The organism is Gelidibacter pelagius (genome assembly GCF_017581925.1).
GTDB classification, from domain to species: domain Bacteria; phylum Bacteroidota; class Bacteroidia; order Flavobacteriales; family Flavobacteriaceae; genus Gelidibacter; species Gelidibacter pelagius.
Genome location: NZ_JAGEVG010000013.1, coordinates 103,732 through 118,419, shown reverse-complemented (window position 1 = coordinate 118,419; position 14,688 = coordinate 103,732). Strand labels below are relative to the sequence as shown.

13 protein-coding genes are annotated in these 14,688 nt (G+C 40.6%); 10 read left to right on the top strand and 3 right to left on the bottom strand.

The window, feature by feature from the left end; all coding sequences use genetic code 11:
* Positions 1-63: 63 nt before the first annotated feature.
* From J4051_RS12165 to J4051_RS12155, 3 genes are all read right to left on the bottom strand, one after another.
* Complete coding sequence (locus tag J4051_RS12165; RefSeq protein ID WP_208234146.1) at positions 64-627, bottom strand: DUF6642 family protein; 564 nt, start codon at positions 625-627, stop codon at positions 64-66.
* A gap of 334 nt (positions 628-961) precedes the next feature.
* Positions 962-1,759, bottom strand: coding sequence for a M90 family metallopeptidase (locus J4051_RS12160; RefSeq protein ID WP_208234145.1), 798 nt, complete (start codon positions 1,757-1,759; stop codon positions 962-964).
* A 179-nt stretch (positions 1,760-1,938) separates the two neighbouring features.
* Positions 1,939-3,669 carry an APC family permease gene (locus J4051_RS12155; protein WP_208234144.1) on the bottom strand — a complete coding sequence of 577 codons (1,731 nt, stop codon included), beginning with the start codon at positions 3,667-3,669 and terminating at the stop codon, positions 1,939-1,941.
* A 216-nt stretch (positions 3,670-3,885) separates the two neighbouring features.
* Between J4051_RS12155 and rpe the strand changes: the two genes are divergently transcribed.
* From rpe to pgl, 10 genes are all read left to right on the top strand, one after another.
* On the top strand, positions 3,886-4,536 hold the full coding sequence (gene rpe, locus J4051_RS12150) for a ribulose-phosphate 3-epimerase (protein WP_208234143.1): 651 nt from the start codon (positions 3,886-3,888) through the stop codon (positions 4,534-4,536).
* A 149-nt stretch (positions 4,537-4,685) separates the two neighbouring features.
* The gene (locus tag J4051_RS12145) at positions 4,686-5,705 is read left to right on the top strand and encodes a class I fructose-bisphosphate aldolase (RefSeq protein ID WP_208234142.1); all 1,020 of its coding nucleotides are present in this window, start codon (positions 4,686-4,688) and stop codon (positions 5,703-5,705) included.
* A 112-nt stretch (positions 5,706-5,817) separates the two neighbouring features.
* Positions 5,818-6,165, top strand: a complete 348-nt coding sequence (locus tag J4051_RS12140) for a phosphoribosylpyrophosphate synthetase (RefSeq protein ID WP_208234141.1) — start codon at positions 5,818-5,820, stop codon at positions 6,163-6,165.
* A 121-nt stretch (positions 6,166-6,286) separates the two neighbouring features.
* Positions 6,287-8,296 (top strand): transketolase, encoded by a 2,010-nt coding sequence (tkt, locus tag J4051_RS12135; RefSeq protein ID WP_208234140.1) that lies wholly within the window; start codon positions 6,287-6,289, stop codon positions 8,294-8,296.
* A 154-nt stretch (positions 8,297-8,450) separates the two neighbouring features.
* Positions 8,451-8,918 carry an RpiB/LacA/LacB family sugar-phosphate isomerase gene (locus J4051_RS12130; RefSeq protein ID WP_208234139.1) on the top strand — a complete coding sequence of 156 codons (468 nt, stop codon included), beginning with the start codon at positions 8,451-8,453 and terminating at the stop codon, positions 8,916-8,918.
* 334 nt (positions 8,919-9,252) lie between these two features.
* On the top strand, positions 9,253-10,344 hold the full coding sequence (gene tal / locus J4051_RS12125; RefSeq protein WP_208234138.1) for a transaldolase: 1,092 nt from the start codon (positions 9,253-9,255) through the stop codon (positions 10,342-10,344).
* Between the two features lie 4 nt (positions 10,345-10,348).
* Positions 10,349-10,969 carry an HAD family hydrolase gene (locus tag J4051_RS12120; RefSeq protein WP_208234137.1) on the top strand — a complete coding sequence of 207 codons (621 nt, stop codon included), beginning with the start codon at positions 10,349-10,351 and terminating at the stop codon, positions 10,967-10,969.
* A 2-nt stretch (positions 10,970-10,971) separates the two neighbouring features.
* The gene (gene gndA / locus J4051_RS12115) at positions 10,972-12,393 is read left to right on the top strand and encodes an NADP-dependent phosphogluconate dehydrogenase (RefSeq protein ID WP_208234136.1); all 1,422 of its coding nucleotides are present in this window, start codon (positions 10,972-10,974) and stop codon (positions 12,391-12,393) included.
* Positions 12,394-12,413: 20 nt separating this feature from the next.
* On the top strand, positions 12,414-13,937 hold the full coding sequence (gene zwf / locus J4051_RS12110; protein ID WP_208234135.1) for a glucose-6-phosphate dehydrogenase: 1,524 nt from the start codon (positions 12,414-12,416) through the stop codon (positions 13,935-13,937).
* 2 nt (positions 13,938-13,939) lie between these two features.
* Positions 13,940-14,662, top strand: coding sequence for a 6-phosphogluconolactonase (gene pgl, locus J4051_RS12105; protein WP_208234134.1), 723 nt, complete (start codon positions 13,940-13,942; stop codon positions 14,660-14,662).
* The last annotated feature ends 26 nt before the right edge of the window (positions 14,663-14,688 follow it).

Sequence of the window (14,688 nt, the reverse complement as noted above, 5' to 3'; positions counted from 1 at the left end):
AAATACTTATTATTCATGAGAATCAAGAACCTCGGGCTATTTAAGAGCAAACTTGGACATGCTTTAATAATACAATCTGAAGTCAAGTAATTTACAGAGGTCATAATGCTTTTTGAAAAGTTCTTCCACCACTTCCATTAGATCATCATTTTCTTGATATAAACTAAAATACGCACGATCTAAGGTTCTATAACTTGGAATCTCTCTTATCTCTCGCCCATACCCTGAAATAGCGCGTGCACCGGTAACATCGAGAAAGTACTGCGATTCTTCCTCTGATAAATCCAAAATCTTATCATTTGAAAAATGGATCACCTTACCTTTCATTTTCCCTTCAAAAATTTCGGCTATTTCCTCAATACTGTAATAATAATCATTCAGCATTATATTGTTAGCCTCTCCTGGCATGACGAGGTAGATAATTTCATAATCTTTAAAGTTATGATCGTCATATAGCAGTGCGTTCAAGCTCTCCTCCAACCCTTCAATGGTATCGCAGGCCTTATAAATACTTGCTATATCTTGTTGCAGTGCAATTTCCTCTAAGATTTTAACGACTTCGGTATTATGGACGGAATCGACATCTGGAATGGCTTCCAGGCAGAAAATAAATTGTTCATGTTCCATAAAACTCTGCTTTATAGTGTTTTTATAACTTGCAAAACTCGCAATTTAGGACGTGTTTAGCAAGTAAATCAACAATAAGACAATGGATTGGTTATTTCAACCAACTATAATAAGTTCTGCCAAGATCAAATCAAGAATCTCGGGGCCTGTCCGACCGGCACGAGCGGGAAAGCCCACGAGGTATGAATAGGAAATTATCGTTTCGATCCAGGCAAGCCTCTGGGTACTATAACCCACTGGTGGAATAATGGAAATAATCTATGGAGAGGCTGAAAATGCTAATTGTTATGTAGAGAATCTCAGATGGGGAACGTCAATAATAATGATAATAAATTCATTTATTAATTGATGTGTTTTTCCCAACGCCTTGTGGTTGATTAAAACATTTAACCAACATTTTATAAAGATCGGGATGCTTTCTTTTAAGTAAATCTGGACGCTCAAAAAAGTATTCTGAAGCTACCGCAAAAAACTCTGCCTGGTTTGTGCCTCCATATTTTCGAATATCAGATTTATTGTCATTTATCGCCTCCATTTCTTTGTGGATTAAATTTAACCACGGTATCGTATATTGATGCTCTAATAATCGTTCCGGCACACCATCTGTCCTATCATCCAACTTATCAATAAGATGTACAAATTCATGGATTGCAGTATTACTTTTATCAGTCGAATTCTTAAAACCGTGATATAATGCTTTCTTGGATAGGATCATTTGTTTTTCAAAACGTCCGTTTCCGACGACTCCCCCGATATGGCGATCGTCAGCCTTACCGCTAAATTGCATGTCCTCATTAAAGTTATCCGGATATAAAAGAATCCCACTTAAATTAGTATAATGCCATTCTTTAAAGCCAAAAACTGGAATTACTGCACTTGCGGCAATTAAAACCTTGTCTAATTCTTCTATCTCCATCTGCACGCTATCTATATAAACCTCACTCAAAAACGTCATCATTCTTTGTTCAAAAACAAGTTGTTTATCTTTAGGAAGCTTTCTATAATAAAGAACGTTTTCCGTTAACAATTGGCGCCAATGCTCAGGAAAAGGCTGGACGGTCTGCCGTTTGGATTTTCGATAGAAATGAATTCCAAATATCAGGATCACAATCATAATACTTATATAAACCATAATAAATCGGAGTTATTAATCTAAAGATTTTTATTTTCGATTAAATTCGGGGACATTAATCCTTGCAAGAGAAATCAAGAACCTCGGGGTATCAAATCCCAATGGTGGAAATTAAGTAAATATTTACTTTCTGTACAATTAATATTCTCATATGCAATCTGAAATCACTTAGGAACTTGCTAAATAATAAGTCGTACTTCTCCCAATTCCTCAATTTTATATGGAAATCCTTCCCCTGGCGAACCGATAAACATAAAGTTGGTTGGGATTTTCCAACGTTTTGATAACTCTTTTATTTTCTCAGGACCAAAGGTTCCAGGTTCTTCAATAAACTCCACATTGATGTTGGGATATGCTCTATTTAAGGTTTCTATATCCGCTTTAAGTTTGACGTTGGCAATCTCTCCCGCCTCCAAAACCGATACGATTTTGAGTCTTCTGGCGGCTTCGTTATTAATGATGTACAAAATCACAATATTCAAGGTCACTATATTATCATGATTGGTAAAAAACACAAATTGCTGTTTATTGACACTATCGAGCAACTGTTTGGTTTTTCGATTCAATTTTTTAAATACAAGGCCCTTTTCTGGAAAAGCAAATTCCAGCATGATCAAGATCAATTTGTAAATACGGACTCTATACAACATAAAAAACACGATGATAAGGGTCGGAATTAAATACTCCATAAAAATGGCCAAATAATGGGGATTTAAAATCACGTTGCCTATTATAGCGGCAAACACCGCAAAAATTCCAATAAACAAACCAAGCCAGCTGGATTTTTCTGGTCTTGGCAAGCGGGAGCGATTAAGTTTTAAGAGTAGATTTCCAATTCCGAATAAAATCATTACGGACAGAAAGGCAATGGTATAAACACCTGCGAGTTTTGCCAAATCGCCTTTGGTGACCAATAAAATGGATACACATAAGGCAAAAAATGCAATGAAAATCAAATAATTACTTCCTTTTCTATTCGTTATTAGAAGGAATTTCGGTAAGATTCTATCTAAAGCCATTCGTTTCATTAACCCACCCACACCAACAAAGGAGGTCAGTACGGCGCCACTCAAGACCAAGGCAGCGTCAATTCCGATAAGCAATGAAAGCCAATTGCCACCAGCCGTTGATCCCATGACAGAAAGTAGAGCATCCCGATAATCCACCACGGTACTGATAGGAATAATCGCTAAGGCCAAAAAGGCAATCAACGGATTGAATACCGTAACCACAATCCACATATTCCGTAAGGTTTTCGGAAAAACACCTTTCTGCTGTTCTTCAACGTAATTGGCAGAGCTCTCAAAACCACTTATCCCCAGCATTGCTGCCGAAAACCCCAAAAACAAAGCACTGAAAATACTTCCTTCTATTGGTAATTTGAAATTTGAGACCAGTGTTTCTGTACCGCTTTCCACAAAATAAATAAGACAAAAGCTGCAAAGGACGATCAATGATAATAAATGAAAAAGAAAAATGATCATCGCTACTTTTGAAGATTCACCGATTCCCAATATGACCAAGCCCATAAATACCAATAGCAAAGCAATAGTGACTGGAAGTACGGGGATTACCGTCCAAATACTATGTGCGTATTTTACAGCCTCGCTTCCTGAAATCACAGCCGTTGCCATATAGGACAAAACCGTCAACGATGCGGCAAGTGAGGCCGTGGATTTCTTGGTCGTATTCAACAAAGCATTGTAGGCTCCACCATTTAAGGGCAAAGCCCCCACAACCTCACCATATATTTTTCTAAAGAAGAACAATACCGTGGCCACCATTAAAAGTGAGATCCAAGCGTATTGGCCGGCATAAACAATTGCCAAGGCCGACACGTAAAGGCAAGAGGAACTGATGTCATTACCGCAAATAGCAGTAGCTTCCAGTTGATTGAGCTTTTTTGCCATGGGAGATTAGATTTTAGCTTGGGTATTGTTTAGGCTAATAAATGGGGTTCTTTTTTTATCAAACCATAGAGTAAAGTTGCGGCATTTTCATCAAAATTGTATTACAAAGCATTGAAGAAGAGTTACAGCATTCCCACCTTCGTATTGGTGGCGATTTATGCTAAATATCAACGACTTGTAAGCTCTTTTTTTTTACCTTGTGAAAAACTATTCCAAATGTCAACCCTTATCGCACCTTCAATTTTATCCGGAGATTTTGCCCATCTGGCAAAAGACATTGAAATGCTCAACAACAGCGATGCAGACCGCATTCATGTTGATATTATGGATGGTGTTTTTGTTCCCAATATGTCCTTTGGTTTTCCCGTACTCAAGGCTATAAAAAAGTATGCGTCAAAACCGTTGGATGTCCATTTAATGATCATACAACCAGAGCGGTATATCAGTCGGTTTAAAGAGGCTGGTGCTGATACTTTAATCGTTCACTTAGAAGCCTGCACGCATTTACACAACACGCTTCTCGCTATTAAAAAAGCAGAAATGCAAGCAGGCGTCGCTATCAATCCGCATACCGCAATCAACAATCTCGAAGCCATTATTCTGGAGATTGACCAACTGCTTATTATGTCAGTAAATCCTGGTTTTGGTGGACAAAAGCTCATAGAACCTACCTATCGAAAAATTGAACTCGCACGAAATTTGATTGAGAGAAGTGGCGCCAAAACAATCATCGGAATAGACGGTGGTGTGGACTTAACCAATGCTCCAAAGCTTATTGCCGTGGGTGCTGACTTGCTGGTATCAGGTAGTTCAATTTTTAAATCCGAAAATCCAATCCAGACCATTGCGCAGTTAAAAGCCTTATAAACAGGTCTGCTTTAGTTGGCAAAACACTCTCAAATCTTTCCCCTGAATAGATGCATCAAGTGAGAATAATGTAAGTTATACATCAGATTGTATAAACTTTCCTGAGAATTGATTTCTATCTTTAATACGGTGAAATCTAACTCAATATTATGCATACGAAACTTCTAAAAAACACGATCGAGCAATTATTTGCCAACGGGAAAGGCATCCTTGCCATGGATGAAAGCACGCCCACTATTGACAAACGTTTTTCAGCAAATGGAATTCCACAAACCGTTGAGATGCGACGTAAATACAGAGAACTCATCGCCACGACAGCAGGACTGAACGAAAGTATCGGTGGTGCCATTTTGTATGACGAAACTATCAGACAGCAAACAAAAAATGGGGAGCCAATGGCTTCCGTACTGATGAATGCTGGAATTATACCAGGAATAAAAGTAGATATGGGTGCCAAAGCTTTGGCAGGCTTTCCCAACGAAAAGATAACCGAGGGTTTAGATGGGTTGCGAGAACGATTGGTCGACTATAGAAACATGGGTGCCCGTTTTGCCAAATGGCGTGCCGTCATCACAATTGGGGATGGCATCCCTACAAAAACATGTATTGATGCCAATGCACATGCCTTGGCAAGGTATGCCGCTTTATGCCAAGAAGCAGGTTTGGTTCCTATTGTAGAGCCCGAAGTATTGATGGATGGCAATCACTCTTTACAGCGTTGTTATGAAGTCACGGAACACGCATTGAAAGCTCTTTTTGAGGCGTTGTATTACTTTCGTGTTGACCTCCAAGGTATTATTCTAAAACCGAACATGGTACTTCCTGGAAAAGAATGTAGTGATAAAAACAGTATCGATGAAGTCGCTGCAGCCACCGTGAAATGCTTTCTATCTGCGGTTCCTGCGGCCGTTCCCGCCATTGCATTTTTATCGGGCGGACAATCGCCACAACAAGCATCTCAACATTTGCATGCCATCAATAAAGACTATAAAGACCATCTGCCATGGATCGTTGCGTTTTCTTTTGCAAGAGCCATTCAGCAACCCTGTTTAGAGGCTTGGAAAGGAAAAGATGCCAATGTGGAAATAGCACAAAAGTTACTTTATCATCGGGCAAAACTTAGTGCCGCAGCAAGACGTGGCGAATATAAATCATCTATGGAAGAGTGATGACGATTTTAGATTCAAAGATGATCCAAAAATCAACAGTGAGAAAATCATGAATCTGCAGCCTATGAAAACCAATTGTGGGACTTTAGATAATCATTTAAAACAGCAGACTATGAACACTAAAGAATTTAACTCCCTTTTAGGTAGCATGACGACACTTTCAGAAGTGACGAATTTGCTGAATGAAAGAGGATATACCAAACATCTGAATTTAAAACCAACCCATCTTGTTTGTAAGGGTACGGAGACAAAACTATTTCCGGGCGAATTTATCGTAGATAAGCATTACCGCTTTGAAGGACCTTCTGATCCTGGCGATGAAGCTATTGTATTTGCAATTTCGTCATCAAAACATCATCTAAAAGGCGTTTTGATTAATGGCTATGGAGTTTCCAGTGAGACCATTTCCGACGACATGATTAAGGCTTTGGATGAACGAAATAGTGAAAACAGAGCATAAGCCAATAATTCTAAATCATTATCATCACAACTCCTGATCCGTCAATGAACATATCACAAAAAATCAAGAACCGTCGCGGGTTATTAAAACCCAACGGTTAGAATAAATGCATTAAAAGTCCATGAAAACTAAAAATACCATTCAAAAATGTATTGACACTGTTAGAGTACTATCGGCCGATGCCGTTCAGAAAGCAAATTCGGGACATCCCGGCACCCCTATGGCGCTATCGCCATTAGGTCACGTGCTTTGGTCGGAAATCATGCACTATAATCCCAAAAACCCGGAATGGTCAAATCGCGATCGGTTTATCCTTTCGTGCGGACATGCCTGTATGTTACAATACAGTTATTTGTACTTAACCGGCTATAACGTCACCCTTAAGGACCTTAAAAACTTCAGACAACTGCATAGCATTACTGCTGGCCATCCCGAATATGGCCTGATGCCTGGCATTGAAGTCACCACCGGACCTTTGGGTCAGGGATTCGCCAATGGCGTGGGAATGGCTATTGCAGAAAGATATATGGCAGCACGTTACAATCAGCCCGATTTCAACATATTCGATTATAAAATCTATGCCATCTGCAGCGACGGCGATGTGATGGAAGGCGTTTCGTCAGAAGCTGCTTCCCTTGCCGGACACCTCGGATTGGGCAATATGATCTATTTCTACGACAGCAACCATATTACCATTGAAGGTGACACCGACCTCGCATTTGACGAAGATGTGGCCAAACGCTTCGAAGCTTATGGTTGGCATGTTCAAAAAGTTACGGATATCAACGATTTGGATGCCATTACTAAAGCGACAAAAAACGCCCAAAATGAAATCAATCGTCCCTCACTGATCATTGTGAACAGTATTATCGGTTACGGAAGTCCGAATAAACACGGTACTGCGGCAGCACACGGCTCGCCATTGGGCGAAGAGGAAGTTCGCTTGGTCAAAAAAGTCTTCGGATTTGATCCAGACAAAAACTTCATTGTTCCGGAGGAAGTATTGGACTTTTACCACAAAGCGGCTCAGAAATCCGCAGAAAACGAGAAAGATTGGAACACACTTTATAAAGACTACAAAAAACGACACCCCGATCTTGACAAGGAATATGAAACCATCAGCGCTGGAAAATTACCCGACGGATGGGAATCCAAACTTCCTACATTTGCACCGGGTAAGAAAATGGCAACCCGGAAAGCTTCTGGCAAAACCCTGAATGCCATCGCAGAATCTTTGCCGCAATTGATTGGGGGCTCAGCCGATTTAGCACCTTCTACCGATACGAATCTCGATGCTTACCCATCCTTTTCGGCAAAACACCCTGACGGACGCAACTTCCATTTTGGAATTCGCGAACATGCCATGGGTGCCGTACTCAACGGCATGGCCCTCAGCAATTACCTCATCCCCTACGGGGCGACATTTTTGATTTTCTCCGATTATATGCGACCTCCATTACGACTGGCCGCCATTATGAACATCCGTCCGATTATGGTCTTTACCCACGACAGTATTGGTTTAGGCGAAGATGGTACCACTCATCAACCGGTTGAGCAATTGATCGGACTCCGTACGGTGCCAAACATGACCGTCATCCGTCCTGCAGATGCCAACGAAACCGCACAAGCGTGGCGTGTTGCGATACATCACACCGATGGACCCGTAGCCATTGTTTTAACGCGACAAGGCATTCCTATCCTTGACCAGAACAAATATACTAATGCTAAAGAATTAGAAAAAGGCGCCTATATTCTTTCGGATTCCGATGATGACCCCGATATGATCTTGATCGCCACAGGTTCCGAAGTCCATTTGATCTTAGAAGCACAGGAGCAGTTGAAAAAAAGCAACATTCAAGCGCGTGTGGTGAGCATGCCTTGCTGGCGTTTATTTGATAAACAAAGCGCCGCTTACCGCGAAAAGGTTTTGCCTAAAAACATTCGAAAACGACTGGCAGTAGAAGCCGGATCTCCCGTGGGATGGCTGAAATATACCACCGACGATGGCGAAGTGATCGGTATCGACAGATTCGGCGAATCGGCACCTGGAGATGAAGTCATGAAAGACTATGGTTTTTCTGTAGAAAACGTCGTAAAAAGAGCGAAGGATTTGTTTTCTGATAAGAAATAAAATAAATACTGAAATTGATATATAACCTCAAAAGGACAACAGCCTAATTCGTAAAAGTATATTTCTCCAGGTCACACTCGCTTCATAGCGACCTTGGCGCAAACACCTAGCGTCCTACGCGGTTAAAAAGTGAAAAGTTGAAAAACAAAATACAATGCAAAAAAAATCCCATAAAAAAATAGGAATCTGTGCCGATCACGGCGGTTTTGAACTCAAAGAAAAGATAAAACCCTTTCTCATTGAAAACCAATTCATGCCCGTAGATTTTGGCGCAAACGTATTGGACAACACCGACGATTATCCCGACTTCGTCATTCCATTGGCCAAAGCAGTAGCTGCTGGAGAAGTTTTTCGGGGTATCGCCATTTGCGGAAGCGGCGTCGGTGCCTGTATTGCAGCCAACAAAGTTTCGGGCGTGAGAGCTGCATTGATCACAGAGCATTTTTCGGCGCATCAAGGTGTTGAAGATGATGATATGAACCTGATTTGCCTCGGGGGTCGGATTACAGGATATGCCAGTGCAGAAGAATTTGTTTTGGCATTTTTAAAGGCAAATTTCATCGGCGCAGAAAGACATGTTAGGCGATTGCAGAAAATTCAGAAAATGGAGGAGAGGGATTAGGATTTGAGATTGATGATTGATGATTGTTGATTGTTTGATTGTTGATTAACGAATAATGGTCAACTCTATTCTGGCTTTAAAAACAATAAATAGTATATCCGAAATCAATCCTAAAAAATTGAGATTTCTGATTTAAAATCTGAATAGGCCTTGACCCTCCCGATAGCTATCAGGACTAAAAGGTGGCTTATTCTCAAATTAATTAATCATTTGAGATTTTTTGCTCCCTTTAGGGTGGGGCAAACAAAAAATTGGCTTGTATTTAAAGTTTTTCATTCTTATGACTAAAAACGGATAAACAATATATAATAACAATAATAAATATTTCCACAATATGAACCCTTTAAATAAAATACAACAACACGGTCAGAGCATCTGGCTTGATTTACTTGATCGCGAGATTATGAATTCTGGTAAATTGCAAAATTTAATTGATGACGATGACCTGCGCGGATTGACCTCAAACCCTTCCATTTTCGAAAAAGCGATTAGCGGAAGCGCTGACTATGATGATGACATTGCCAAGCTCTCAAAAAATGAAGATAACAATTCTGCCATTTTTTTCGATATGGCCATTGCCGATATTCAAAGAGCAGCAGATATTTTTAAACCCGTGTTCGATAAAACGGAAGGAAAAGATGGCTTCGTAAGTTTAGAAGTATCTCCATATCTCGCTCTGGATACCGACGGCACCATTGAACAGGCTCGTGAGCTATGGAAAAAGGTGAATCGAAAAAACGTCATGATAAAGATTCCGGGGACAAAACAAGGTCTGCCTGCCATCCGAGAATGTTTGCGGGAAGGAATCAACATTAATGTGACGCTTCTTTTTGGGCTTCCACGCTATCGGGAAATCACCGAAGCTTTTATGGGCGGACTTGAAGACAGGCTCAATGAAGGACATTCCATAAAGGACGTCGCTTCTGTAGCGAGTTTCTTTCTGAGCCGAATTGATGTCATGGTCGATCCGATGCTGAAGGAAAAAAACGCCAATCATCTGGTTGGAGAAATCGCTATTGCTTCTGCAAAAAAAGCCTATCAAATCTATCTCGACATGATTGCGAGCGATCGTTATAAAAAACTTGCCGCAAAAGGCGCACAAACCCAACGCGTGCTTTGGGCAAGTACCAGTGCCAAAGACCCTTCGTTCAGTGACGTCAAATATGTAGAGCCATTAATTGGAAAAGATACCATTAACACCCTACCCATGGAAACCATAGATGCTTTTCGCGATCATGGCAAGGTAGCCGATACTATAACCAATGACATCGATAGCGCAAATAAGGCGATGGATGACTTAAAGAATTTAGGCATTGATATCGATACGATTACCCAAAGGTTAGAAAACGAAGGCATAGAAAAATTCAACAAGGCCTACGAACAATTACTCAAAAGTATTGCCGATCAAAACCGAAAAAAAAGCTAAAGCAATGGTCGATTTTGAGGGCTCGAAAATAAGAGTGGTTTTTATGGATATCGGTGGCGTATTGCTTACCAATGGTTGGGGACATGAATCGCGTCAAAAAGCGGCAAAAGTCTTTGGATTTGATTATGAGGAGATGGACATCTTGCACCATTTCATTTACAATGTGTTTGAGATTGGGAGCATCTCTTTAGATGAATATCTCGATACGGTACTCTTTAACCAATCGCACGATTTCACGAAGGATGATTTCAAACAATTCATGTACGAACAATCCGTAGAACTTCCAGAAATGTTATCTTGGGTGAAATCATGGAAAAAACAAACGTCATTGCCCATTTTCGCACTAAATAACGAGAGTATGGAGCTCAATGATTATCGTATAGAAAAATTCAAGCTTCACGACGTCTTTAATGGCTTTTTTTCATCCTGCTATCTTGGATTTCGAAAACCAGATCCTCGTATTTATCAAACAGCTTTGGAAATCACACGGTTAAATCCAAAGGAATGTCTTTACTTTGATGATCGGCCCATGTTGGTCGATGCGGCTAAAAAACAAGGCATCCATGCTATTCTTCATGAGGATTTTGAAAACACAAAACAGATTCTTGAAAATTTAAAAACATGATAATGAACACAGAACATAAAAACGCATTCGGAATGATTGGACTTGGCACCATGGGTTCCAATCTTTTACAAAACATTGCCGATCACGGTTATAAATGCGCAGGTTACGATATCAGCGCTGATAAAGTAGCAGCACTCAATAAATTAAACCCTGACGCCATTCAAGGTTTTACAGATATGAACGATTTTATCGATAGTCTGTCTTCGCCAAAAGTTGTCATGCTGCTCGTTCCCGCAGGTAAAATTGTCGATGGTGTTATTGAAGAACTCCTCGAGGTTCTTGAAAAAGGAGACATCATCATCGATGGTGGCAATTCACATTTCATAGACACTGATCGCCGGTTTAAGGATTTGGAGAAACAAGGCTATCATTTTATCGGAATGGGCGTATCGGGCGGTGAAGAAGGTGCACGTCGAGGCCCGAGTATGATGCCTGGAGGCGATCAAAATGCTTATGAAATTGTAAAACCCATTCTCACTAAGATTGCTGCGCAGGTCAAAGGCGATCCCACCGTTGCCTATATGGGAGAACGATCAGCAGGGCATTTTGTAAAAATGGTGCACAATGGCATTGAATATGCCATCATGCAGTTGATATCTGAAACCTATGAAGTTTTAAAAAACGGCTTGCATATGAAGCCTGAGGCCATATACAGCATCTTTAAAAAATGGAACGAAGGCCGATTACAATCTTACCTCATAGAAATTACCCGCGATATCCTTGCCTTCAAGAAGAAAGGTTCAGACCATCTGTTACTCGATGATATCAAAGATGAGGCGAAGTCAAAAGGTACGGGTAAATGGACATCACAGGCAGCGATGGACCTCAATCTTCCCATCCCCATAATTGATATTGCCGTGTCGATGCGCGATCTTTCTAAGTACAAGGATTTGCGAACCAAAGCCTCTAAAATATATCCGGATTCTGAAGATTTCCAATATGACAACAAAAATGATGACCACGTCATCAAGCTTGAACAAGCCTTTTATTTTGCCATGGTTTCTGCTTACGCACAGGGAATGCATCTCCTCTACCGTGCCAATGAGGAATATGATTACAAGCTCAATCTCGATTTGATTGCAAAAATATGGCGTGGCGGCTGTATTATCCGATCAGAGTTTTTAGAAGATATTTATACAGCCTATCAAAAGAATTCAAAATTGAAGCATTTGTTTATAGACGATGCCATTCATCAAAATCTCGTTGAAAGCATTCCAGGAATTCGAACCGTCGTTTCGGAGGCCGCCCGCAACGGGATTGCCGTACCAGCATTCGCTGCTGCTTTAGGCTATTTTGATAATTTCAGAAGTGAAGAGATGCCTGCGAATCTCATTCAGGCACAACGTGATTATTTCGGATCGCACACCTATGAACTCATAGGAAAAGAAGGCACTTTTCATACCGAATGGGAAGCGGGTAATTAATAAATCTTAAATTAAAAAACATGGCAAAGACAGCAAATAAGAAGGCAGATTCTACAATTTTCATCATTTTTGGTGGTACGGGAGACCTGACCAAACGGAAAATAATGCCCGCATTATACAATCTTTTTCTTGATGGTTGGTTGCCCGAAAATTTTGCGATCGTAGGTAGTTCGTCAACCAAATTGAGCGACGACTCCTATAAAAGCGAACTCTTATCGGCCGTGAATCAATTTTCACGAAACGGCAAAGCCAATAAAGAAGATTGGGATAAATTTTCAACGCATATTAGTTTTTTGACTGCCGATCTCAACGATCATTCAACCTTCAAACCATTCGGAACCATTATTGAAAAATATAAAAAAGAATGGGAACAGACACCTTCCATAATTTACTACTGTGCAGTGGCACCTCATTTTTTCTGTACTATTGCTGAGAATATTGCCAAAAGCAAACTCGAAAATGATCCTGAAACAACGCGTATTATCATAGAAAAACCCTTTGGAAACAATCTTGAATCGGCGAAAGATCTGAACAAAAGATTGCTCGGTATTTTTGATGAGACTCAGATTTACCGTATCGATCATTATTTGGGCAAGGAAGTCGTCCAAAATATCATGGCCTTTCGTTTTGCAAATTCCATTATGGAACCCCTTTGGAATCGAAATCATGTGGAACACGTTCAAATTTCGGTCACAGAACAGCTCGGCGTGGGCAGTCGCGGTAATTATTTTGACCGTGCCGGTGTGTTGCGGGATATGATCCAAAACCACCTGATGCAATTGCTTTGTATTATAGCCATGGAACCACCTATAAATTTTGATGCCGATGAAGTGCGCGATCGAAAAGTGGATGTGCTTAAGGCAATGCGAAAAATTGAACCAGGAAAAATTGAATCTATCTCAGCCCGCGGACAATACAGTTCGGGATGGATAGAAGGAAAAGAGGTACTGGGTTATCGACAGGAGAAAAATGTAGATCCAAAATCCAATACCGATACCTATGCCGCTCTAAAACTTTATGTCGATAACTGGCGCTGGCAAGGCGTTCCTTTTTATTTGCGAACAGGCAAACGTCTCTTTAAAAAATCATCCATCATTACCATCCAATTTAAGGAAATCCCACATAATATCTTTGTTTCTGAAACCTCTGGGGTACCCAAACAAAACCGTTTGGTCATCAGTATCCAACCCGATATGTCCATTCGTTTCCAGTTGCAAAACAAAAAACCAGGTCTTGAAATGACTTTAAATACGGTGGATATTGCTTTTGATTATTCTGGAAGTAAGACATCTGATTCGCCAGAAGCTTATGAGACTCTCCTACTCGATGCCATTACTGGGGATCAAACCCTGTTTATGCGTGCCGATCAAGTAGAAGCTGCTTGGGAACTCATTATGCCCATCCTCAATTATTGGGAGAAGAACACCGATTCGAGTTTCCCTAACTATTCCGCAGATTCATGGGGGCCCGAAAATGCCGAAGCCCTGATTGCAAAAGATGGCTACCATTGGTTTAACCTTCCAGAGAAAAATAAAAAAGACTAATTATGAATATCAAAATTTACGACAACGATAATGATTTAATAAAGGCCTTAGCACAGGCCGTTTGCGATGCTGCTATCGAAGCTATTTCTGCCCGTGGACAATTTAACTTTGTGTTGTCAGGAGGAAGTTCGCCTCGAAAACTGTATAAGTTATTAGCCTCAGACCCCTTTAAAAAGCAAATCGATTGGGAGAAAACCTATTTTTTCTTTGGTGATGAACGCTTTGTTCCACAAGGGGATTCCCAAAGAAATTCGCTCATGGCAAAAAAGGCTCTGTTTGACCCTTTAAAAATTCCGAAATCCCATATTTTCAAAGTGGATACTACAGGATCCCCTGAACAGGCCGCTAAAAAGTATGCAGAATCCATAGCGGCACATTTTCAAAAACCACCCGTAGAATTCGATTTTCTGCTTTTAGGAATTGGCGATAATGCGCACACCGCATCACTATTTCCACACACGGATGTATTGGACGCAACCGAGGCCACTATTAAATCGGTTTTTGTAAAAGAAGTCAATATGTATCGGATTACGATGACCGCACCGCTTATCAATCAAGCAAAACATATTGCCTTTTTGGTTTTTGGAAAAGATAAATCAGAGGCTGTATTTCAGATTCTGGAAGATAAAAAGGGTTCGGCAAGTCAGTTTCCAGCGCGTTTGATCAATTCAGATGACAATAAAGTCGTTTGGTATTTGGATACGGAAGCAGCTTCACGGTTGTAAACAGACCTAACAGGTTTTGGAAACCT